Raw genomic sequence first — 24,196 nt, 5'->3', positions numbered from 1 at the left:
GGCAAGAGGTACGCCCTGCCGGGTTCCGCCGTCGTCCTGAGGGAACCGGGCCTCGACGAGGGGCTCGACGGCGAGCACCTGAAGTCGCCGGAGGCCGTGCACCGGAAGCTGGTCGACGACATGGTGCGCCTGCTCTCCGAGCGGACCCGGCGGGACCCGGAGGCCCTCGCGGGTGACCTCCGCGACCACCGCCGCCTCACCGCCGCGGAGGCGGTGGCCTACGGCATCGTCGACCGGGTCGTGGCAGGCGGGAAGTACGCCCCGCAGGGCAACTGAGCCGGCCCCGGTCGACCCGCCCCACCCCGGGACGCCCCGACGGGGGCACCTTCCGCACCCGCTGTGCCGCGTGTGTTCGGCATCCCGCTCCGCGCTCTTCGGCTTCACCACGCCCGAGCGGCCTGACCAGCGCCGACGTCCCGTGACTCGGGGTGATGGGGCCGCGCGCCTTGCGCCGTCACGTAGCCATGTGGTTAGCATCGGTGTGTATCTCGGTGAGCCGCTGGGGAGCTCCGGCCGGGACGTGGGGGGTGGTGCGATGGACATCGAACGGCGGTGCCTGCTTTGAGCGGGCGCAGAAGCTGGCACCCGGCTCACGTGCGGTGATGCGGACCGACGTCGTCGGCTTCGGCCGGGGCGTGCCCGGACCCGCGTCGTCCGCCGGTGTCACGCCGATGTCGTCCGCCGGTGTCGCGCCGATCCGATCGGCCGGCGCCCGGTCGTCCACGCCGACGACGACGGCAGCTCGTCGACCCCGGATCGATTCCCGGCACGTCCCGGCATCGTCGCGGCCCACGCGGGAGGGGTTCGTCCCGCCGCGTGCGCGGTCCCGCGCCGTCGCGACTTCGGAGGCCCATCGGCACGCGGGGAGCACGACAGCAGCGCTCCGGTCGGGTTCCACCCCGGCCGGAAGTCCTGGGGGATCAGGGGAACGTCGACCGGCGGGGTGCGGTCGGCGGCGCGTCCTCCCGCGCCCGGCACGGCGGCGCAGGTTCCGCCGGGTGCCGCCGCGGAACTGGTCCGTGATGACAGCAGTAAATTCTCCTATGAAGGATGGTGCGCCATCAACGGGAATGTTATCGCTCTGGAGAATGGACGGAAATCCGTCGCGGACGGACGTGCGGCGGACGGCGTCGCCCGATTCCACAACGCCGACCTGGCGGCCCTGGTGGTCCTGCCGAACGAGGTCACGAGGTGGGGTCTCACGTACATGCTGCACAGCCTCTCCCCGGTCAAGGTCGTGCACGGTTGCGCCGGGTTCCAGGAGGCCGTGACGCTGCTGGAGAACCGCACCTTCGACGTCGTCCTGCTGTCCGCCGACGCGCTGGAGGGGTTCGACCAGGTGGCCGCGGTGGCCGCCAAGCGCGGGGTCAAGACGGTGGCCCTGCTCCGCGACGCGAGCGACGACGTGATCGCCCAGGCGTCGATGCTGACGGCCGACGGGTTCATCCTGGAGTCCGCGGTCGACCCGCAGTCGCTCGAGGACGCGCTGCTCAGGCTCCAGCGCGGGGACATGGTGCTCTCCTCCTCCCTCGCCCGGAAGCTGATCACCGAGCTGCGCCGGCGCGGTCAGCCGAGGACGACCGCGTTCCGCCTCACCCCGCGGGAGCAGCAGGCGCTCAGCCTGCTGGCCGAGGGGATGAGCAACAAGCAGATCGGCCGCCGGCTCGGCATCTCGGTGCACGGGGCCAAGCGGCACGTCGCGAACCTGCTGGCCAAGCTGAACTGCCCCAACCGGACCCTCGCGGTCGCCTACGCCATCCGTGACGGCCTGCTGACCGGGTGACCCGCGCGACGGGGTCCCCGGCTCACAGCCGGGACCTGACCTCCCAGAGCTCGGGGAAGAGACGGGAGGCGATGCGCGCGCGCAGGTAGTCCACGCCCGCCGAGCCGCCGGTGCCGGGCTTGTACCCGATCTGGCGCTCGACGGTCAGCGCGTGGTGGGTCCGCCACCGGCCGAACGCCTGGTCGACGTCGAGCAAGGCCTCGGCCACGCGCAGCAGTTCCCAGTGCGCGGCGGGCTGGTCGTGGTAGCCGTGCTGCCAGAGGTCCGCGAGCGAGTCGAGCCCGCGTCTCTCGACCACGGCGGCGAACGCCTCCCGCACACTGGGTTCCGCGAGCCTGCGCACCAGGCGTTCGCGCTCGGCGTCGGTGAGCGGCACCCGGTCCAGGTAGCCGGGGTCCTTCTGCCCGGCCAGGAACTCGATCTCGCGGTGCTGCACGGACTGGAAGCCGCTGCCGCCGTCGAGGGCGTCGCGGAAGGCGAGGAAGTCCATCGGCAGCATGGTGTCGAGCACGGCCCACTGCGAGATCAGCACGTGCTCGACGGCGACGAGCCTGCGCAGCAGGTGTTCGGCCGCGCCGAGCCGGTCGGCCAGCAGGAGGTCGCGCACCTCCTCCAGCTCGAACAGCATCAGCTTGAACCACAGCTCGTGCACCTGGTGGACGATGACGAACATCAGCTCGTCGTGCGCCTCGGCCGCGGGCTGGCAGGCCAGCAGCCGGTCGAGTTGCAGCACCTCGCGGTAACGGGTCCCCGCGGCGTTCTCGGCACCGTTCCGCCGGTCCGACTGGGCCACGGGAACCTCCTCGATCGATGGCGTTCGGACGACCCGCCCGGCTCCACGTCGTCGGCGGGACGGCGGTCGGCACGGCGCCCCGGACCGCCGTGCGCGACCGGGGACCACCCGCCGGTCGGGCCACCGGCACGACGGATCGGTCACGGGATCGAGGGTAGGAACGGGGGCAGACCGGTGGCCAGTGCCCGAACGGATGCCCCAACGAGCCCCGCCAACGGTCCGCGGTCAGTGCCCGGTCGAGCAGTCGCGCCCGGCTGTCCGGCCGTGCTGCACTGGCCGTCGAGGTCCGGTCGGCTGTCGTGAAGAGGGTGGGACATGCTCCGCAACGTCGTCATCGTCGGTGGAGGTACCGCGGGTTGGATGACCGCCACCTACCTGAGGGAAGCGTTCGGTGATCGGATCTCGGTGACCCTGGTCGAGTCGGCCCGGGTGCCCACCATCGGCGTCGGCGAGGCGACCTTCAGCACGGTCCGGCACTTCTTCGACTACCTGGGCCTGGCCGAGCAGGACTGGATGCCCGCCTGCCACGCGTCGTACAAGCTGGCCATCAGGTTCGAGAACTGGCGCGAGCCGGGCCACGTGTTCTACCACCCGTTCGAGCGGCTGCCCAAGGTGCAGGGGTTCACCATGGCCGACTGGTGGCTCAAGGTCGGCGGCGAGCGGTTCGACAAGGACTGCCTGGTGGTCCCCGCCCTGTGCGACGCCCAGCGGTCGCCCCGGTTCCCGGACGGGGAGCTGTTCGAGCGCGCCCTGCACGACGGCGGCGACCGGCAGCGCCGGAGCACGCTGTCCGACCAGGGCGCCCAGTTCCCGTACGCCTACCACTTCGACGCGTCCCTGCTGGCCGAGTACCTCGCGGACTTCGGCACGAGCCGCGGCATCCGCCGGGTGCGCGACGACGTGCTGGAGGTGCGCCAGGACGAGCGCGGCTGGATCAGCCACGTGGTGACGCGCGAGCACGGCGACCTCACCGGCGACCTGTTCATCGACTGCACCGGGTTCCGCGGCCTGCTGATCAACCAGGTCATGGGCGAGCCGTTCGAGTCCTACCAGGACTACCTGCCGAACAACCGCGCCGTCGCGCTGCGCGTGCCGGTCGACGTGGTGGAGAACGGGATGCGCCCGTGCACCACGGCCACCGCGATGGACTCCGGCTGGATCTGGACGATCCCGCTGTCCAACCGCATCGGCACCGGGTACGTCTACGCCGAGGACTTCTGCTCGCCGGAGGACGCCGAGCGGACGTTGCGCGAGTTCGTCGGCCCGGCGGCGGCCGAGGTGGAGGCCAACCACATCAAGATGCGCATCGGCCGCAACCGGCGCTCGTGGGTGGGCAACTGCGTGGCGATCGGGCTCTCCAGCGGGTTCGTCGAGCCGCTGGAGTCCACCGGGATCTTCTTCATCCAGTACGGCGTCGAGCAGCTGGTCAAGCACTTCCCGGACGAGAACTGGCAACCGGAGCTGACGGCCGGCTACAACCGGGCGATCGCGCGCTGCCTGGACGGCGTGCGGGACTTCCTGGTGGTGCACTACCGGTGCGCGGCGCGGACCGACACGCCGTACTGGAAGGCGACCAAGGAGCGCCCGGTGCCCGAGGGGCTGGACGAGCGGCTGGAGGCGTGGTCGGTCCGGCTGCCCGACGAGACCAGCATCTACCCGTACTACCACGGCTTCGAGTCGTACTCGTACAACGTGATGCTGCTCGGACTCGGCGGGCACCTGCCGCAGCGGTCGCTGCCCGCGCTCGACTACCTCGACGACACCGAGGCGCGCGCCGAGATGGCCCGGGTGCGCGAGCAGACGTCGATGCTCGTCGACGCCCTGCCGAGCCTCCAGGAGTACCTGGCGAGCGTGCGCTGACGGCGTGCCGCCGGGGTGGTCCGGCCACCCCGGCGGTCCCCCGTCACGACTGGGTCGCCTCCGGCTCGGCCGCGGACCTCGCCGGGAACCGCGGCGAGGTGATCAGCAGCGCGCCCGCGACGACGAGCAGGCCCGCGGACGCGATGAGGGCGACGTCGTAACCACCGGTCGCCCCGCGCAGCCACGAGATCAGCAGCGGGCTGGTGCCGACGCCGAGCACGAAGATCGCGTACAGCACGCCGAACAGGCGGCCGTAGTAGGTCAGGTCGTAGTAGCGGGCGGTCAGGTAGCCCATCACGTCCACCTCCCCGCCCAGCGACAGGCCGAGGCCGATGGCGGCCACCGGCGCCAGGCCGGGACCGCCGAACAGCAGCGCGAGGAACCCGATCGCGGCGAGGCCGAGCACGGCGGCGGCGATCCGCGGCGCGAAGAAGCGGTCCACGAGCAGGCCGACCACCAGCCTGCCGACGATCAGCGACACGCCGACCAGGCTCGCCGTGCTCGCGGCGGAGGCGGGCGACACCCCGGCGTCGCGCAGCAGCGGGACCAGGTGCACCGGCATCCCGCCGAGGGCGAGCGCGAGCACGAAGAAGGTCAGGGCCAGTCGGGCGAACAGCGGGGTGCGCAGCAGCGGCCCGAGCCGCGGTGCCGGTTCCCCGGCAGGCGCCCCGGCGCGGGCCGACGGGCGGGCGAGCGCCCGCGAGTTCGGCATCAGCACACCGACGACCACCGCGCCCACGAGCACCACGACGGCCAGGACGCGGTAGCTGCCGCGCCAGTCCTCCGCGATCTGCGCGCCCAGGACCTGCGGTGCGAGGAAGGCGACGAGCCCCGCGCCCGCCAGGGCGATCCCCAGCGCGACGCCGCGAGCCCGGTCGAACCGCTCGTTGACCGCGCGGGTGAACGACACCGGCGAGGAGGCCGCCGCCAGCACGTACATCAGCGACGACAGCAGCAGGAAGGCCGTGAAGGGCTGCCCGACCGACGCGAGGAGCAGGAAGATCCCGCCGAGCGCGACGAGGGACACCGTCGACGGGATCCGCACGCCGTAGCGGTCGATGACGGTGCCGATGAGGGGCGCCAGCAGGATGTTGATGACGGAGCCGATGAGCAGCACGGACGAGAGCTGGCTGCGGCTCCAGCCGAACTCCGCTTCGAGCTCCGGGATGAATAACCCGAAGGTGTAGAACGGCAGCGACGCGACGCCCAGGCCGATGCCGACCGTGGCGGCGGACAACGGCCGCCAGCCGTGCAGGAGCTCGGACCCGAAGCCGCGCGGCGCCACCTCTGGCCTGTCTCTCGTTGCCTTGCCCATGGGGTTCTCCTTGGTGATTCGGCGGAAAACGCGACCGCCGGGCCGTGCGGGAGGCCGCGGCCCGGCGGGGTGCTGAGGTGGAGGCGTCGACCGGTGCCGGTCACACCCTCCGGTCGTGGGCCGCCCAGTACTCGTCGCGCAGCTCGCGCTTGAGCACCTTGCCGACGGGCGAGCGGGGCAGTTCGCGGACCAGGACCGACTTGGGCGCCTTCACCGAGCCGAGGCGCTCCTCGCACGTCCGCAGGATCGCGTCCACGTCGACCTCCCGGCCCGCCTCGGGCTCGACGACCGCGGTGACCACCTCGCCCCACTTCTCGTGCGGCAGGCCGATCACCGCGCAGTCGCGGACCTCGGGGAAGGTGTGGATGACCGCCTCCACCTCGGCGGAGTACACGTTGAGCCCGCCGGTGATGATCATGTCCTTCTTGCGGTCGACGATGTAGAGGTAGCCGTCCGCGTCGCGCAGGCCGATGTCGCCGGTGCCGTGCCAGCCGTTCGGGCGCCGGGTCTCGGCGGTCGCCTCCGGGTTGCCCCAGTACCCGGAGAACACCAGGTCGGAGCGGACCGCGAGCTCGCCCAGCTCCTCGGGGGGCAGGATCTCGCCGTTGTCGTCGATGACCTCGACGCGGGCGACGACGGTCGGCTTGCCGCAGGAGGCCAACCGCCTGCGGTCACCGCCGGGGGCCACCGCCCGCGCGATGTCCTCGGTGGTGAGCACCGTGCACGTCAGCGGCGCCTCGGACTGGGAGTAGTACTGGGTCATGACCGGCCCGAACACGTCCACGGCCTCCGCGATCCGCTCGGGCGGGATGGGCGAGGCCGACAGGAAGAAGTGGCGCAGCGACGAGTAGTCGTGGTCGCGGACCGACGGGTCGGCCAGCAGTTCGTACAGGTCCGCGGCGGGCAGGAAGAGGCGGGTCACCCGGTTGCGCTCGATGGAGGCGGCGATCTCGGCGGGCACCACCTCCTGGTGGACGACCACGGACCCGCCCGCGCCGAGCGTCGGGAAGACCAGGGAGCCGCCGGCGTGGGCCATCGGCGTCGCGATGAGGTGGCGGGGCGGCGCGGGCTCGGCGGCGTGCACGGAGATCGCGACGAACATCAGGTGCGCCTGCCGGTTGCTGATCGGCACGACCTTCGGGGTGCCGGTGGTGCCGCCGGTGCTGATGAACAGCACGGCGCGGCTGGTGTCCACCGGCAGCATCGGCGCGGTCGCGCCTTCGGGCGCCATCCAGTCGCTCAGCTCCGGGTCGCCCTCGCGGCCGGGGCCGATCGAAACCGCCGTGCGCAGGGCCGGGAGGCGTTCGAGGACGGTCGTGGCGCGGTCGGCCAGGGAACCGTGGTAGATCAGCCGGGTGGCGCCGGCGAGGTCGAGGAACGTCACGTAGTCGTCGAGGGCGCTGGCCGAGTGGCCCGCGCACCACACGCCGCCCGCCCGGATCACGCCGACCGCGGCGGCGAACGCGTACGCGTCGTTCGTGCTCAGGATGGCCACGCGTTCGCCGGGTTCGAGCCCCGCGTCCACTAAGGCCACCGCGACCCGGTGGCTGACCGCGGTGAACTCCTCGTGCGTCATGAGCACCGTCCCGTCGGGGGCGAGCATGCACGGCGCGGCGGGGTCCAGGCGGGACCCCCGGTCGAGGTAGTCGACGAACATCATGAGTGGGCAACTCCAGTGCTGTAAAAGGTGGAGTGGGCGACCGGGCGGACTCGGTCGCTCACCGGTGGCCTGCTCCGCCGGCGCGGATCGTCTCGATGGCCTGGTCGACGCTCAGCCGCCCGTCCGCGCAGTCGCGCAGCAGGGCCAGCACGCGCTCGTCGCGGTAGTCGAGCCACGGCCCGGCGTCCGCCGGTGCGGTGGTCTGGGCGCTCGGCCGTTCCGCGTGGTGCTCCGCCGCGGTGATCTTGTCGACCAGGGACGTGAGCACCTTGGTGCCGCCCAGTTCGACGAACTCCGACACGCCCGCGTCCCGCAGGTGGCGGATGCAGTCGGTCCACCGCACGGGCCGGGTGATCTGCTCGGCCAGCGCCTCCCGGACGGCGTCCGGGTCGGGCCCGAGGGGACGTCCGGTCACGCTGGAGACGACCGGTGTCCGCAGCTCGTCGAACTCCACCGCCTCCAGGGACGACCGGAACTCCCGCGCCGCCCCCGCCATGTGCGGCGAGTGGAACGCGCCGCTGACCCGGAGCGGGACGAACCCCCGGACGCCCTCGACGGCCTCCAGGACGGGTCGGACGCGCGCCAGCTCCTCCTTGCCGCCGGAGAGCACGAACTGGTCGGGCGCGTTGTAGTTCGCGATGACGACCCCGGTGACCCCGTGCGCCGCCAGCGCCTCCTCGACGACGTCGGCGGGGACGCCCACCACCGCGGCCATCGCGCCGCCCTCCGCCCGGCCCATCAGCTCGGCGCGGCGGCGCACCAGCGCCAGGCCCGTCACGAAGTCGAAGGCGCCCGCCGCGAAGAGGGCGTTGTACTCACCGAGGCTGTGGCCCGCCAGGTAGTCCGGCGCGGGCAGGCCGTCCCGGCGTGCCGCCAGGTAGTGCAGCGCGTTGACGACGTAGAGCGCGGGCTGCGCGTGCTCGGTCCTGTTCAGCAGGCGGCCCGGGTCCTCCAGGCACAGCTCCTCGACCGAGTACCCGAGCACCTCGTCGGCCTGGCGGCACAGGTCCGGGAAGTGCCCGAGGACCGCCTTGCCCATGCCCTTCTTCTGCGCGCCCTGACCAGGGAAGACGTAGCATCGCATCAGCTGACCTCACACCGGGGTCGTCGGTTGCTGCCGATCGGTCGCGGCATCCGTCCGCGGCAGGTTCCACCGGGGACACTAGTCCGCGGCGTAGGTCCGCACGCACGTTTTCTCGACAGCGGCGAGGGAATCGGTTTCGTGCATGAGGGTCATGTGGTTGGCCGCGTCCAGGTCGACCACGCGCAGCCCCGGCAGCTCCCGCTCCCAGTCCTGCCGGTAGTTGACGTGGTCCAGGGAGAACGTCTCGCCGACGACCTGGAAGTACGGCGTCAGCTCGCCCATGAAGAGGCCGCGGGCGTTGCGGAAGTACGTGCCGTCCACGGCGCCGGGGTCCGGCAGCGGTCGGATCTCGAACTCACCGATCCGGTAGGCGAGCTGGACGGCGATGTTCCGCTCGACGAACCCGACCACCTGCTCTCGCGCCATGGGCAGGCCCCGCTGGACCGCGAGGTCCGCGAGCAGGCGCACGAACGCCGCGTCGTCGCCGGGCGCTCCGGCCACCTCGTCCTGGTGGATCAGCAGGGGCCGCACCTCGTCGAGGTCCTTCACGCCGGCGGGCCAGAGCAACGAGTTCACCACCTGGAGGGCGGCGCTGCGCGCCGTGGCGGACCCGCCGCCGTTCGACTTCGCCCAGCCGGTCGTGTCCGGCGAGTCCACCATCACCAGCGAGCGCACCACCTGCCCGCGGTCCTGGAGGAGGCGGGTGATCTCGTAGGAGACGATGCCGCCGAGGCAGAAGCCGCCGATGTCGTAAGGGCCTTCGGGCTGCACGGAACGGATGATGTCGAGGTAGTGCTCCGCCATCGCCGGGATGCCCTCGACGGGCTCGTGGTCGGTCATGAAGCCGCGGGCCTGGAGCCCGTAGAACGGCCGGTCGACCCGCGCGGCGATCGTGCGGTAGGTCTCGACGCCGGCCAACGCGCCGTGCACCCAGAACACCGGCCGACCCTCGGTCACGGCGTTCAGGTGCACCAGCTCCGGGAAGCGGACGCCCGCCACGGGCCCGTCGCCCGGCACCGCGCCGTCGCCCGCGATCTCGCCCAGCCGTGCGATCAGGTCGTCCAGGGTGTCGTGCGGCTGCAACCAGTCCGGTCGGAACGCCGGGAACGCGCCCCGGACGCGGCTCAGCACGCCCGTCAGGAGCATCGAGTTGAGGCCGTAGTCGGACAGCGGCCGCGTGCGGTCGATGACGTGCTCCTCCAGGCCGAGGACCGAGGCCACGAGGTCGGTGACGAAGTGGTCCGGTCCGGCCTCCACCGGCGCAGTGGTGACAGGGCCGGCGGTCGTGACCGGGCCGGTGGTCGGCGTCTGCGGGAGGAAGCAGACCTCCCGCTGGAACGGGTAGCCCGGCAGCGGAACCCTCCGCCGGCGTGCGCCCTCGTGCAGCACCTCCCACTCCACGGTGGCACCCGAGGCCCACCGCTCCGCCAGGAGCTCCAGGTTCCCGTCCGCCACGAGCGCGCGGGTGGACGCCTCGCCGTCCGCCGGCGAACCGGCCCGCCGCACGTCCTCGACGAAGGCCACCCGCGACCGCACGTCCGGGTCGCCGCCGAGCCACTGGTAGAGCACGTCGGCCGCTTCGTCGCCGGTCGTCGCGACCAGCGCCAACCGGCACGTCATCGCCTCGCGTCCGACCTGGAGGGTGTGGGCGACGTCCGCCAACGCCTGCCCGTCCACGCCCCTCAACCGGCCGACGAGCCGCCTCACCCGCTCGCGGAGCCCTTCCGCGGTCTTGGCCGAGAGCACCAGCACCTGCGGTGACGGCACGTCCTGCGGGTGGGCCGGTGCGTGCCCGACGTACTGCTCCAGCACCGCGTGCGCGTTCACGCCACCGATGCCGAAGCTGTTGATGCTCGCCCGGCGCGGGAGGACCCGGCCGTCGTCGTCGGTGAGGACGGGCCACGGCAGGGTCTCCGCGGCCATCCGCAGCCGGGTGCCCTCCAGGGAGATGTCCGGGTGCCGGCGGCCGAAGTCGGGGATCGCCGGGATCACGCCGTGCCGCAGGGCCTGCACCACCTTCACCAGCGCCGCCAGGCCGGAGGCGACCTCGGTGTGGCCGAAGATCGGCTTGATGCTGCCGAGGTAGGTGACGGGCCCGTCCTCCCCCGGCGCCTCCGCGTCGCCGCGCAGGCTCGCGCGCAGCGCCGCGATCTCCGCGCCGTCGGCCAGCAGCGAGCTCATGCCGTGCGCCTCGACGTAGGCGACGGATCGGGGGTCGACCCCGGCGTCGGCGTAGGCGCGGGTGATGGCCGACTTCATGCCGCGGATGTTCGGCGCCGTGAAGGACACGCCCTTGCCGCCGTGCGCGACGGCGGTGCCGCGCACGACGCCGTAGACGGTGTCACCGTCCTCGATGGCCGCGCGGAGCGGCTTGATCAGCACGGCGCAGACGCCCTCGCCGCGCGCGGTGCCCTCGGAGCCCTCCTGGAACGGCCGCACCGCGCCGCTGGTGGTGAGCATCCCGCCGGCCCGCATCACCTCGAACCCCGCGGGCGACATCATCAGGTTCACCCCGCCGACGAGGGCCTGCTCGCACTCCCCGTCCCGGATGGACCGGATCGCGCGGTGCAGGGCCACGAGCGACGACGAGCACCGCGTGTCGCACTGCTCGCTCGGGCCGTGCAGGTCGAACAGGTACGAGATGCGGTTGGGGATCATCACCGGCGACGGCAGGAGCATCTCGGGCGAGTCGGCGCGGTACTCGGTCGGCGTGGCGGCGATGAAGACGCCCGTCGGCCGCGCCCGCAGCTCAGCGAGCCGGTAGCCCGCGTCCTCGACCGCGTTCCACGCCGTCATCAGCATCAGGCGCAGCTCGGGTGGGAGCTGCCGCGCCTCGGTCATCGAGAGGCTGAAGAACAGCGGGTCGAACTCGTGGACGCCGTCCAGGAACGCGCCCCACATCCCGGTCGTGTCCACCGCGTCGCGGTGGGCCGCCCAGTCCTCGCGCGCCGGCGGAGGGGTGGTGATGCGCCGCTCGCCCTGCTCGACGATCCGCCAGAACTCCTCGATGTCGTCGGCTTGGGGGAACCGCACCGAGATCCCGACGATCGCGATCCCGTCCCGCTCGGCGTCGAGCGCTCCCCCGGGCACCTCGTCGGCCGGGTCTTCCCGCCGCTCGACGGGATCGGCGTCCGGCGACTCGGGCTCGGGCTCCGGTGCGGCGTCGACATCGGCGGCGTCGGCGTCGGCGGTGTCGAGCGCGGCGGCGATCGCGTCGGCGTGCTCACCGACGATGAACTCACCGAGCTCGGCCACCGTGCCGTACTCGAACAGGAGCGTGACGTCGAGGTCGAGGCGCAGTTCCGCGCCGAGGGTGCGGGCCACCTGCACGGCGAAGATGGAGTCGATGCCGAAGTCCGAGAACGGCTCGTCCCGGCCGATCCGGGCGCGGTCGATCCGCAACGCCTCCGCCAGCACGTCGAGCGCCACCGCCTCGACGTGCGCGACCAGCCGGTCGGTCGACCCGTCGCCCGCGGCGGGCCCGGTCACGGCGGTGTCGCGCGCCCGCACGGCCTCCTTGGGCCTGGCCGCCTGTTCCGCCGCCTGTCGCCGCACGGGTTCGCGCGACTCGGACTGCTGCCGCACGACACCGTTGCTGCCGACCACGATGATCTGCTGCCCGAGGTCCGCGGCTTCCCGCGCCGGCAGCGAGATCGGGCCGAAGCCCTCCTCCGCGAGCACCTCCCGCCAGCCGTCGACCGACAGGATGGGGCTGCCGGTGATGCGCGACTCCGGGTCGTCGTACCGCCACCACCCCTCCAGCAGCCCGAACGTGAACTGGTTGAGGAAGGTGTTCGCGGTGACCTCGTTGAGGAACAGGACGCCGCCGCTCGCCAGGGCCACCTTGACGTTGCGCATCGTGGTGCGGATGTTGCGGGTGGCGTGCAGCACGTTGGCCGCGATGACCACGTCGTAGCCGCCGACGGTGACGCCCTGCTCGGCGGGCGAGCGCTCGATGTCCAGGATGCCGTAGGCCATGAACGGGTGGCCCGGACCGTAGGACCGCTCGGCGTGGTCCAGGAAGGTCCGGGACAGGTCGGTGTAGCGGTACTCCCGGACCGCCGACCCCGCCGCGTCGAGGGCCTCCAGGACGACGGCGGTCGTCGCGCCGGTGCCCGCGCCGACCTCCAGGATCCTCGGCTGGAAACCGGGTTCGGCCTCGGTGCGGCGGCGCAGGTGCGCCATCAGCTCCGCCACCAGCACCCGGTTGAAGAACACCGATTCGGGGTTGGACTTGTACACGGCCTCGACCAGCTCCACCGACCCGCCGGGGAACATGACGTCCGTGGCCCGCCGCGCGCCGGTGAGCACGGCGGGCAGCTCCCGGAGCGTCGTCTCCACCAGCACGTGGATGGCGGCCAGGTCGGGGTTGTCCCGCCACCCCGACCCCTCCGACTCCCACTCCCGCCACAGCTCGTCGAACGACCGGTCCGGCCCGGCCCGGCGTGGCAGCACGCGGTCGCCCCGCCGTTCCAGGTAGCCCTCGACCTCCAGCACGCGAACGGCCTCGGCGAACCACAGGTCGTACACCGGCAGCAGGCCCGCCGCCTCCCGCGCCGCGCCGACGGCCTGCTCGGACCGGAACGCGCCGAGGGACCGCAGGTGCGACCACAGGAAGTCGAGCAGGAGCCTTTTCATGATCGATCCCTCCGCTGTCGCGATCAGATCGCGAGCGCCGTCAGTTCCTTGACCCGTTCACGCAGCCGATCGAGGTCGTCGAGCGCGTCCCGCGGCTCCCGGTGCGCGGGGTCGACGGCGGCCGGCGGCACCTCGGTGCCCGGCGGGAGCAGCAGCGCCTCGTCGTCTCCCACGGTCATGCCCCGGGTGTTCACCGCCGGGCTGGGCTTCATGAGGGTCAGCTGCCCGACCGGGGCCGCGCACAGCAGCTCGATCGCCGCCACCAGCTCGTCCGGCTGGATGAGCGGGATGGCGTTGCCCATCAGCGTGGCGCGGTCGTCGCCGTCGGTCGCGTTGTTGAAGCAGTAACCGAGGTTGATCACCTTGCCGACGGCCCCGTACCGGCGTTCCACCGAGCGCGCGAAGGAGTCCACGAACGTGCAGCCCGCCGCGTAGTTCGCCTGCTTGATCGCCTTGAGGTAGGAGTTGATGGACGACAGGAAGAGCGCCACGTCGAGCGAGTCGCCGCCGAAGGCGTCCACCAGCCGAGCGCTCGCGTCGACCTTGCTGCGCAGCACGTCGTGGAACTGCGCCTCGGTCATGGCGGCCAGGCTCGCGCTCGCGACCACCAGTCCGGAGTGGATGACGCCGTGCACGCGGCCGAAGCGCCGCTCGACCTCGTCGCGCGCCTGCCGCAGCGACTCGGCGCTGGTGGCGTCGGCCCGCAGGTAGAGCGGCGCGGGTCCGCCCGACGCCGCCACCGCGGTGATGGCGGCGTCGACGCGCGCGTCCCGCGGGCTGCGGCCGAGCCACACCACCTGCGCGCGGTACCGGCGGACCAGGTGCTCGCTGATCGCCGTGCCCAGGCCGCCCGCACCGCCGACGATGACGTAGACCCCGCCCTCCCGCAGCCGGGACGACGTCGGCGGGTCCGCCCGGAACGGCATCAGGTGCTGCCGGTACCACGTGCCGTTGCGGTGCAGGCGCGGGTTGCCGTCCGGGTCGGCGGGCAGGCTCGGCACGGCGGACAGCGACGCGGTGTCGTACGCGCCCAGGTCGACCACCCGCACGGCCCAGTTCGGGTACTCCTTCGCGACCGAGCCCGCCAGGCCCGCGACGCCCGCGTGCGACGGGTCGACGTCCTCGGACTCGTGCACGGCGTGCGCGCGGTTCGTGACCAGGGTCAACCCGAGCGCACGGTTGCCGTAGCCGGCCGCGAGCAGGCCCTTGACCAGGCGGAACACCTGCAGCACGCCTGCGGCCTGGTCGGCGGCGACGCGGTCGGCGGACGGCGCGTCCGCGTACTCGGGCGCGACCCAGACCAGGTGGTCGAGCACCGGGGCGGACCGGACGGCGTGGTCGACGTCCTCCGGCGAGCCGTGCGGCGGGACCGGCAGCACGTGCGCCGACGGGTACAGCGCGGTGAGGACGTCCCGCGCCGCCGGCGTCGCCGCGATGATCCCGACCCGGTCGGCGGGCCGCGGCCACGGCTCGTCCGACGCCTCGCGCACCGGGTCCCACGTCGGCAGCAGCGTCACCGCGGGTGGCTCGTCGCCCGGCTCGGTGGTGGTCGCCGCGCGCGCCGGGGGCTCGGTGCGCCGACCGGTGATCCCGCGGAGGGTGACGCACACCCCGCCGCGGTCGTCGACCAGGTCGATGTCGACCCGCCCGTCGGCGTCGCGGACCCACGCCCACATCGTCGTGGCGCAGGGCGCGAGCACCTCCACCTCCTTGATGGCGAAGACCAGCCCGATGCCGCCCTCGCCGGTGCCGAGGGCCGCGAGCAGCCGCATGCACTGCATGGCCGAGTCGACCATCGTCGGGTGCGGCGTGAAGCCGTCCGCGGTGTCCGCCACGACCTCCGGCAGCCGCAGCTCGGCGAGCAGCCCGCCGTCGGACTCGTGCACCGCGACGACACCGCGCATGGCCGGGCCGAAGTCGATGCCGCCCTCGCGGTACTCCGCGTAGAAGCGCTCGGGGTCCGTCGGCACGCGCCGGGAGTCCCGCAGCAGCGCGGGCAGGTCGAGCACCCGCCGCTCGGGCCGGGCCGCAGTCGAGAACCGGCCCTGGCAGTGGACCACCGACTCACCCCCGGCGGGCGACCCCGTTGAACTCACCTCGAAGCGGGTCGCACCGCCGTCGTCTCGCAGGTCGACCCGCAACGCGCGCGGACCACCGGTCACGTCGAGCGGGCGCAGGAACGCGACGTCGTGCAGGCGCACCACGTCCTGTCGCGCGCCGCCCTCCCGGCGGATCGCCTCGTGCGCCCAGTGCAGGTACACCGCGCCCGGTGCGATGGCCGCGCCGCGCACCCGGTGGTCGCGCAGGTAGAACTCGTCTCCGGAGAGCACCGCGCGGTCCGGGGCCGGTGCGCCGCTCGGCGCCGCCTTGCCGGGCAGGGTGTAGCTGGTGCGCTCGAACGGGTAGGTGGGCAGCGACGTGCGCCGGTGGTGCCCGTCGCGGAACAGCTCCTCGAAGTCGGGCGTCCGCCCGTCCAGGTACTCCGCGGCGAGGACGTGCGCCCGGCTGTCACCGGTCGGGGTCGGGTCGTCGCCGGTGAGCCAGGCGTCGAGGGCGCGCGCCAACCCGCCCAGGTCGTCGACCACGCGGGCCCACCGGTGCCGGAAGTGCCTGCGCCCCAGCAGGAGCGTGCAGCTCACCTCCCCGAGGTCCAGCCCGGGGTGCTCCCGGCAGTGGCGGGCCAGGCGGGTCACCTGCTCGCGCAGGGCCTCCGGGGTGCGCGCCGACAGGGCGATCAGCCGGGGACCGGACGGCGTGGCCGGCCGGGGGGCGGGCGGCGCCTCCTCGATGACCACGTGGACGTTCGTCCCGCTCGCCCCGAGCGACGTCACCGCCGCGCGCCGCCGGTCGCCCGGAGGCGGTGTCCACTCCCTCGCTTCCGTGTGCACGTAGAACGGGCTGCCGTCGAGCGGGATGGCGGGGTTGGTCCGGCGGTGGTGCACGAGGCCGGGCATCGTCCCGTGCCGCATGGCCAGCAGGGTCTTGATGATCCCGATCACGCCCGCCGCGGCTTGGGCGTGGCCGATGTTGGCCTTGGTGGACCCGATCGAGCAGAAGTGCTCCCGGTCGGTGTGCGCGCGGAACGCGCGGACGAGCGCGTTGAACTCGACGGGGTCACCGAGCTTCGTCCCGGTGCCGTGCGCCTCGATCAGCTGGATGCCCCCGGGGTCGATCCCGAAGTCCCGGTAGACCCGGCGGAACAGCTCCTCCTGCGAGTTGCCGTTGGGCGCGGTGATCCCGTTGGACGTGCCGTCCTGGTTGATCCCGATGCCGCTGATGACGCCGTGGATGCGGTCACCGTCGGCCTGCGCCTGGGAGAGCCGCTTCAGCACCAGCACGCCGACCCCCTCGGCCGGGACGAACCCGTCGGCGGCCTCGTCGAACGTGTGGCAGCGCCCCGACGGGGAGAGCATCCCGGCGCGGGAACCGGCGAGGTAGAGCCGGGGCGAGGACTGGACGAAGACGCCGCCGGCGAGCATCACGTCGGTGTCCCCCGCCCACAGCGACTGGCACGCCAGGTAGATCGCCGTGAGCGAGCTGGAGCACGAGGTGTCCACCGTCGTGGTCGGGCCGTGCAGGTCCAGGTGGTAGGACATCCTGGCGGGCACGAGCGAGCTCATGTTGCCCCAGAACGCCTGTGCCGGGTAGTCGTCCGGGGTCGCCAGGTCGAAGTAGTCACCGACCCAGCAGCCGACGTAGATGCCGCAGCGGTCCCGGTCGAGCGAACCGCCCGCGTGACCCGCGTCCTCCAGGGCGGTCCACGCCTCCTGGAGGAACAACCGCTGCTGCGGCTCCATGTAGGCGGCCTCCGTGCCGGAGATGCCGAAGAACAGCGGGTCGAACTCGTCGATGCCGTCCATGAACCCGCCGTCCAGGCACCGGCTGCCCAGGGACGACAGGTCCCAGCGGGTCGCCGGGGTCACGGCGTCGCGCCCCTCGACCAGCTGCTGCCAGAACTCGTCGACGTCCCGCGCGCCCGGGAACCGGCCGCTCATGCCGACGATGGCGATGGGTTCCCGACCGCCGGGTGCGCCGGGGGACTCCACGACGGGGGATCCCGCGACGGCGCGCGCTGCCGCAGGAGTGGTGCGTGCCGCTGCGACCGCGCGTGGAGCTTCGGTGGTGCGTGGCGCATCGGCGGCGTGCGTCGCGGCAACGGCCTGGGCGCTTTGGGCGGCGCGTGGTGGGCCGGCGACCGCGTGGCCGGTCGGCGCGAGCCGCGCCCGGTGGGCGGTGATCGGCTCCCGGTGGTCCTTCACCAGGAACGCCGTGAACCGGCGGATGGTGGGGTGGTCGAACAGGGCGCTGGCGTCCAGGTCGGTGCCCAGCTCGCCGTTCAGCTCCCGCACCAGGGCGACGCCGGTGAGCGAGTCCAGCCCGTAGTCCGCGAACGGCCGGTCCACGCCCAGCTCGTCCCGCCCCAGCTTGAGGGTCGCCACCAGGCACCGCACCAGGGCGTCCTCGACGTGCGTCTCCAGCGGTGCCCCGGTCTCCACCGGGACGGCGACCGGCGCGGGCACCCCGTACCGGGCCACCACGACCTGCAACCCGAGTGCGTGCGCCGGTTCGGCCGGGAAGCTCACGTCGTCGAACCCGTTGGCCCGCAGCACCTCGCGCCACGAGTCCGACGACAGCGCGGGCCCGCCGTCCAGGCGCCACCCGTCCACGTGGCGGAACCACCCGTCCAGCAGGCCGAACGCCAGGTGCGACCACAGCTCGTTGTCGGCCAGCTCGTTCAGCAGCAGGACGCCGCCGGGCCGGAGCAGCGCCCTGGCGTGCCCGACGGTCGCCACGACGTCCTTGGTGGCGTGCAGGACGTTGTTGGCGACGACGACGTCGTAGCGCCCGGTCCCGACACCCTGCTCCTCCGGGGCCCGCTCCACGTCGAAAACCCGGTAGGTCAGGTACGGCACGCGGGCCGAGAACCGCTTCTCCGCCTCGATCAGGAACGCCTTGGAGATGTCGGTGTAGCAGTACTCCGCGATGTCGCGCTCGAAGTCGGCCAGCCGCTCGAACACCCACTTGCTCGCGCTGCCGGTGCCCGCGCCGATCTCCAGCACCCGGACCCCGGCCCCACGGCCGCGCTCCCGCACCTCGGCGCGAACGCCGTCGGCCACCACGCGGTTGAAGTACTCGGCGGTGGCGTTCCGGTTGTAGACCGCCTCCACGACGTCGAACGACCCGCCGGGGAACAGGACGTCCGTGGCCGTCGACCGGCCGGTGAGGATCGCGGGCGCGGCCTCGACCATCCGCTCCGCGACGGACGCCTTGGCCATCAGCTCCGGGTCGTCCGCGTGCGCGTCCTTCCAGTCGCGCCAGGCGTCCCACGCACCCCGGACGTCCGGCGTCCCGTCCGGCGTCCGCAGCAACCCACCGTCGCGGACCAGCTCACCGCCCGCCACCAGCACGGCGACGCTGTGGTCCAGCCACTTCGCGAAGCCGGGCCCGATCGCGGTGCCCGCCGCGACCCGGTCGTCGCGCACGGGCTCGCGGAACAGCCCGAGCGACGAGAGCTGGGCGAGCAGCAGTCGGCGCAGGACCCGGTCCATCCCCGCCGTGGCGTCCCGGTGCCGCGCCAGGAACCGCTCGACCTGCTCCGGTCCGGCCGCCGCGGACAGCAGTGCCCGCGCGTCGGTCGGAACGCCGTCGCGCGGTCGGGCCGCCTCCTCGACCGCGGGCCGGGCCCGCTCGGGGGCGGCCGGCCAGAACGGCTTGGTGTCGAACGGGTAGGTCGGCAGGCTCACCCGGTTCGGCGGCGTCGTGCCGTGGCACAGCGCCCAGTCGACGTCGATGCCGCTGACCCACAGGGGCGCGACCTTGTCCCACTCGCCCCGCCGCAGCCACTCCCCGGTCAGCTCCCGGAGCTGGTCGTCCCGGGCGAACAGCGACACCAGCTGCGCGTCCTGCCGCCGCGCCTCGCCGTCGAACGCGGCTTCGGGCACGCCACCCCCGGCGAGGGTCTCCAGCTGCCCGGCCAGCGCGTCGAGGTCGCCGGCGACGAGGGCGACGCGGACGGCCATCGCGCGCCGTCCGGTCTGGAGGGTGTGCGCCAGCGACGCCAGGTCACCGCCCTCGGAGCGGTACTCCGGCAGGAACTCCAGGAGGTTGCGCGCCTGGACCTCCAGCCGCTCGCGGTCCGACGCGGACAGGACCACCAGGTGCGTGCCCGCGTCGGACGACGGCGCGGTGCGCGGACCCACCTGTTCGAGCACCGCGTGCACGTTGGTGCCGCCGACCCCGAAGGAGCTCAACCCCGCCCGCGCGGGTTCCGCGCCGTCCAGCGGGATGTTCCGGTCGGCCACGAAGAACGGCGAGGTGTCCCAGTCGATCGCGGTGTTCGGCACGTCGCAGTTGAGCGTCCGGGGGATCTCGCCGTGGTGCAGGCCGAGGGCGAGCTTGATCAGGCCCGCGATGCCGGCCGCCGCGTCCAGGTGGCCGATGTTGCTCTTGACCGACCCGATCGCGCAGTACCGGTCGCGGTCCGTGTAGTGCCGGTACGCCTCGGTCAGCGCGGCGACCTCGATGGGGTCGCCCAGCTTCGTGCCCGTGCCGTGCGCCTCGACGTAGCTGATCGACCCGGGGTCCACCCCGGCCCGGTCCAGCGCCTCGCGGATGACGTCGACCTGTCCGCGCACGCCCGGCGCGTAGAACCCGGCCTTGTCACCGCCGTCGTTGTTGACCGCCACGCCGCGGATCAGGCAGTAGACGTGGTCGCCGTCGGCGAACGCGTCGCGGGCGCGCTTGAGCACGACCACGCCGACGCCCTCACCGCCGACCATGCCGTCGGCCGCGTCGTCGAACGGGCGGCAGCGGCCGTCGCTGGAGAAGTTCAGGCCGGGCTGGTGCACGTAGCCGAGCTCCATCGTGGACACCAGGCTCGCCGCGCCGACCAGCGCCCGGTCCACCTCACCGGAGAGCAGCCCTTGGCACGCGAGGTGGACGCCGCTCAACGCCGACGAGCAGTTGGTGCTCACCGCCATGCTGGGGCCGCGCAGCCCCAGCTTGCTGGAGATCATCGCGGGCACGGTGCCGCCCTGCGCGAACAGCCACGCCGCGTACCCCTCGGTGTCGGCCAGCACCCGCGTGCCCGCCGCGTTCGCCATCAGGCTCGGCAGCAGGGCCTGGTAGAAGTTGTTGCTCGTCGCGGTGTGGACGCTGGTGCGCGGCGCGTCCTCCGGGCGGTGCCCCGCGTCCTCCAGCGCCTTCCACGCGTGCAGCAGCAGGAGGCGTCCCTGCGGGTCCATCAGCTCGGCGTCGCGCGGCGAGATCCCGAAGAAGGCGGGGTCGAACTCCGCCTTGTCCTCGACCACCGCGCGCTGCGGCACGTACCCCGGCCGGGCGATGAGCTCGTCGGGCACCCCGAGCGCCCGCAGCTCGGCGGGCGACCAGAACGTGCTGCCGCTGCGGCCCTCCTTCAGGTTGCGCCAGAACTCGCGGTGGTCCGAGGCCCCGGGGAACCGGCAGGAGATGCCGATCACCGCGATCGCGTCGAGGTCGGGGTTGTCGTGCCGGTCGGGTCGCGGATCGCGGTGCCGGGACGGGCGCGGCGCGTCCACGCGGGCGGTGGGCGCGGGCGAGGACGGCGTGCGGTCGTCGGTGGGCAGCAGCCCTTCCAGGTGCCGGGCCATGGCCGCGATGGACGGGTGCGCGAACAGGGAGGTCGGCCGCAGCGCGCACCCGAACGCCCGGTTGAGGTGCTCGACCACGTCGATGGCCAGGAACGAGTCGCCGCCCGCCTCGAAGAACCCCTCGTCGCGGTCGACGTCGTCGCGGCCGAGCGCCTCGCCCACGATCCGGCGCACGGTCCGCTCGACGTGCGGCGAGCCGGCGGTGGTGGACCGCCGCGGCGCGACGGGCTCCCGCTCGGCGGGGTCGCCCAGCCTCGCCCGGTCCACCTTGCCGTTGGCGGTGAGCGGGAAGGACTCCAGCGCCGTGAACGTGCTCGGCACCATGTAGGCCGGGAGGGTCCTGGCCAGGTGGGCGCGCAACGCCTTGGGGTCGACGGCGTCCCGCCGGTCGCCGCCGACCGTGTAGTACGCCGCGAGCCGTTCCGACCGGCCCTCGCGCACCACGACCACGACGCTCCGGTCGACGTCCGGGTACCCGTCCAGCGCGGCCTCGACCTCGCCCAGCTCGATGCGGTAGCCGCGCAGCTTGACCTGGTTGTCCATCCGGCCGAGCAGGGCCACCTCGCCGGAGGGCAGCCACTTCGCGACGTCACCGGTCCGGTAGAGGAGCCCGCCGGGGACGAACGGGTCCTCGACGAAGCGCTCGGCCGTCAGCTCCGGCTTGCCGTGGTAGCCCAGGGCGACGCCGCGGCCCGCGATGCACAGCTCCCCCGTCACGCCGACCGGCACCGGCTGGGCGTTCCGGTCGACGACGTACAGCCGGGTGTTGGCGATCGGCCTCCCGATCGTCACCGGCTCGTCGCGGTCCACCCGCTTGGCGGTCGACCAGATCGTCGTCTCGGTCGGCCCGTACAGGTTCCAGGTCTCGGCGCGGGACACGAGCTGGTCCTTCAGGCTGTCCGGCAACGCCTCGCCACCGCAGAGCACCTTGGTGCCGGAGGTGTTCCGCCAGCCGACGCGCAGCAGCATGGCCCAGGTCGTCGGGGTGGCCTGCATGACGGTGGGCCGCCACCGGTCCACCTCCGCCGCGAGCAGCGTGGCGTCCTTGACCGTCGCCGGGTCGCAGATCCGGCAGTGCCCGCCGGTGACCAACGGCAGGTAGAGCTCCAGGGCGGCGATGTCGAAGCTGTAGGTGGTGACCGCCAGCAGTCGGTCGTCCGGCGTCACGTCCACCGTGCCCGCCATGGCCAGCAGGAAGTTCGTCAGCGCCCGGTGCGGCACCACGACGCCCTTGGGCTGCCCGGTGCTGCCCGAGGTGTAGATGACGTACGCGACGGCCGGACCCGCCGGCTCCGGGCGTGCGACCCGCGGTGCCGGTTCGGCGTCGTCGGGGCGGTCCGTCACGTGCAGCAGCGCCCCGTGCGTGTCCACCGCGGACAGCGCCTCCACCACGGCCTCGTGGCAGACGACGAGCCCGGCGCCGCTGTCCTCGATCATGTAGGACAGGCGCTCGGCGGGGAAGTCGGGGTCGAGCGGCACGTACGCCGCGCCCAGCTCCACGACCGCGAGCAGGCCCACCACCAGGTCGATCGACCGCTCGAAGCACACGCCCACGTTGTCCCCGGGCCCGACGCCCCGGCGGGCCAGCGCCCCGGCCAACGCCGTGGCCCGGTCCGCGAGCTCGCGGTAGGTGAGGGTCTGCTCCCCGCAGCTCACCGCGGGCCGGTCCGGGTCCGCGTCGGCACGCTCGGCGAACAGGTCCCACACCGTCCGGTCCTCGGGGACGTCGACGTCCGTGCGGTTCCACTCGTCCAGGACCAGCCGCCGCTCGTCGGGGCCGAGCAGGTCCAGCCGACCGAGGGTCGTCCCGCCGCCGTCCGCCGTGATCCCGTCGAGCAGGGTGGTGAAGTGGTCGGCCATCCGCTCGACGGTGGCGGCGGAGAACGCGGTCGGGTGGTACTTCCAGACCAGCTCGACACCGTCGCCGGGGACCACGTCCAGCGTCAGGTCGTACTCCCCGACCTGGTGCAGGCCCTCCACCACCCGGAACGGCCACGTGCCGCGCAGCTCGCGCGCCAGCTCCTCCAGGTGACCGTTGAGCGAGAAGTTCTGGTAGTTGTACGCGACCTGGAACACCGGCGAGCGCAGGTCGTCGCGGTCACCGAGGTCGCGCACGATGCGGGGGAACGGGTAGGCCTGGTGGTCCATCGCCTCGAACACCGTCGACTGGAGCCCCGAGGCGAACTCGACGAACCCCTCTGACGCCACCGGCCTGCTGCGGATGGGCAGGGTGTTGATGAAGTACCCGACCGACGACTCGAAGCGCTCGGACGGCCGCGCGGTCACCGGCATCCCGACGACGACGTCCTCCTGCCCGGTGTACCGGTGCAGCAGCGTCTTGAAGACGGCCAGCAGCAGGACCGCGGGCAGGAGCCCGTTCGCCGTGGCGAAGGACGTGACGGCGGCGGTCCGCGCCGCGGACAACCGGCGGACGCACACCTCGCCCTCGTGCGGCGCGTCCGGCGCCAACGTCACCTCGGTCGGCAGACCGGTCAGCGGCACCCGCCCTCCGAGCTCCCGCTTCCAGTACTCCCGGTCGCGCTCGGCGCGCGCGTCACCGAGGAACTCCCGCTGCCACGAAACGAACTCGTCGTACCCGGCGGCCTCCGGCCGTGACGGTGCACCACCGCCGCCCACCCGTTCCCGGTAGGCGCGCAGCAGGGTGTCCAGCACGATCCGCAGCGACGGCCCGTCCAGGACGAGGTGGTGGACGACCACCAGCACGTACACCTCGGCCTCGGCGCGGGACAGCGCGGAGACCCGGACCAAGGGCTCGTCGGCCGGCGCGAACGGGCGTCGCGCCCTCTCCTTCAGGTGGTCGAGCAGGTCGTCGGGCCGGACGTCCCGGATGTCCGCGTGCTCCACCCGCAGGCCGTCGACGCCGGACGGCACCAGGCGCGGGCCGTCGGCCCCCTCGCGGACCCTGGACGTCAGGATCGGGTAGCGCGCGGCGGTGTCGTGGAGCGCCCCTTCGAGAGCGACCCGGTCGACGTCCTCGCACGACAGGCACACCGGCACGTTGTACGAGTAGGTGTCCGGCTCCATCCGGTGCAGCGCCCACAGGCCGCGCTGGCCCTCGGACAGGGGGAACCCGGCGTGCTCCTGCAGCTCCACGAGCGCGTCCGCCGTCGAGAGCGTGCCCGCGTCGTACCTCCGCACGATGTCGGCGAGGGTCATGCCGACGCCACCCCGACCGCTGGTCCGCCCGCGTGCAGTGGATTCGTCGAAGGCATGGGTGCCCCTTCCGGGAGAGATCGTGCCGCGCCGGCTGCCGCACCCACCGATGCTGGCAGGTTTCGGGGGTGGACACCCCCGTCTCGGTGGCGTGCCCTTCGGAGGTGCCCGTTCGGCCACCCGGCCCGTCCGCGACGGCGACTCCCGGCCGAGCCGGCGCGCCTCGGACCGGGTGCCGCACCGCCGCGACCGTGCGGCGCT

Annotated in this window: 9 protein-coding genes; 3 read left to right on the top strand and 6 right to left on the bottom strand. The window is 73.3% G+C overall.

Annotated features, from left to right (window positions below; all coding sequences use genetic code 11):
• Together AB0G02_RS02800 and AB0G02_RS02795 are read left to right on the top strand one after the other, a co-directional pair.
• Positions 1–276: ATP-dependent Clp protease proteolytic subunit (locus tag AB0G02_RS02800; protein WP_360788333.1), on the top strand; the 276-nt coding region annotated here is incomplete at its 5' end.
• 931 nt (positions 277–1,207) lie between these two features.
• Positions 1,208–1,783 carry a response regulator transcription factor gene (locus AB0G02_RS02795; RefSeq protein ID WP_360788330.1) on the top strand — a complete coding sequence of 192 codons (576 nt, stop codon included), beginning with the start codon at positions 1,208–1,210 and terminating at the stop codon, positions 1,781–1,783.
• 22 nt (positions 1,784–1,805) lie between these two features.
• On the opposite strand, the gene AB0G02_RS02790 is transcribed toward AB0G02_RS02795, so the two are convergent.
• A complete protein-coding gene (locus AB0G02_RS02790; RefSeq protein WP_360788327.1) occupies positions 1,806–2,576 on the bottom strand; it encodes a tryptophan 2,3-dioxygenase family protein in 771 nt (256 codons plus the stop codon).
• Between the two features lie 315 nt (positions 2,577–2,891).
• Between AB0G02_RS02790 and AB0G02_RS02785 the strand changes: the two genes are divergently transcribed.
• Positions 2,892–4,436, top strand: a complete 1,545-nt coding sequence (locus AB0G02_RS02785; RefSeq protein ID WP_360788324.1) for a tryptophan halogenase family protein — start codon at positions 2,892–2,894, stop codon at positions 4,434–4,436.
• A gap of 43 nt (positions 4,437–4,479) precedes the next feature.
• Here the strand turns inward: AB0G02_RS02785 and AB0G02_RS02780 are convergent, their stop codons facing one another.
• From AB0G02_RS02780 to AB0G02_RS02760, 5 genes are all read right to left on the bottom strand, one after another.
• Positions 4,480–5,751 carry an MFS transporter gene (locus AB0G02_RS02780; RefSeq protein WP_360788322.1) on the bottom strand — a complete coding sequence of 424 codons (1,272 nt, stop codon included), beginning with the start codon at positions 5,749–5,751 and terminating at the stop codon, positions 4,480–4,482.
• A gap of 100 nt (positions 5,752–5,851) precedes the next feature.
• Positions 5,852–7,411, bottom strand: a complete 1,560-nt coding sequence (locus AB0G02_RS02775) for an AMP-binding protein (protein WP_360788319.1) — start codon at positions 7,409–7,411, stop codon at positions 5,852–5,854.
• Positions 7,412–7,469: 58 nt separating this feature from the next.
• On the bottom strand, positions 7,470–8,495 hold the full coding sequence (gene fabD, locus AB0G02_RS02770) for an ACP S-malonyltransferase (protein WP_360788316.1): 1,026 nt from the start codon (positions 8,493–8,495) through the stop codon (positions 7,470–7,472).
• 78 nt (positions 8,496–8,573) lie between these two features.
• A complete protein-coding gene (locus AB0G02_RS02765; RefSeq protein ID WP_360788313.1) occupies positions 8,574–13,133 on the bottom strand; it encodes a beta-ketoacyl synthase N-terminal-like domain-containing protein in 4,560 nt (1,519 codons plus the stop codon).
• 23 nt (positions 13,134–13,156) lie between these two features.
• Positions 13,157–23,938, bottom strand: coding sequence for an amino acid adenylation domain-containing protein (locus AB0G02_RS02760; protein ID WP_360788310.1), 10,782 nt, complete (start codon positions 23,936–23,938; stop codon positions 13,157–13,159).
• Positions 23,939–24,196: the final 258 nt, after the last annotated feature.

This window comes from Actinosynnema sp. NPDC023658 (assembly GCF_040639995.1).
In the GTDB taxonomy this organism is placed as follows: domain Bacteria; phylum Actinomycetota; class Actinomycetes; order Mycobacteriales; family Pseudonocardiaceae; genus Actinosynnema.
The sequence above is the reverse complement of the archived record's forward strand: the minus strand, read 5'-3'. Positions and strand labels throughout refer to the sequence as shown.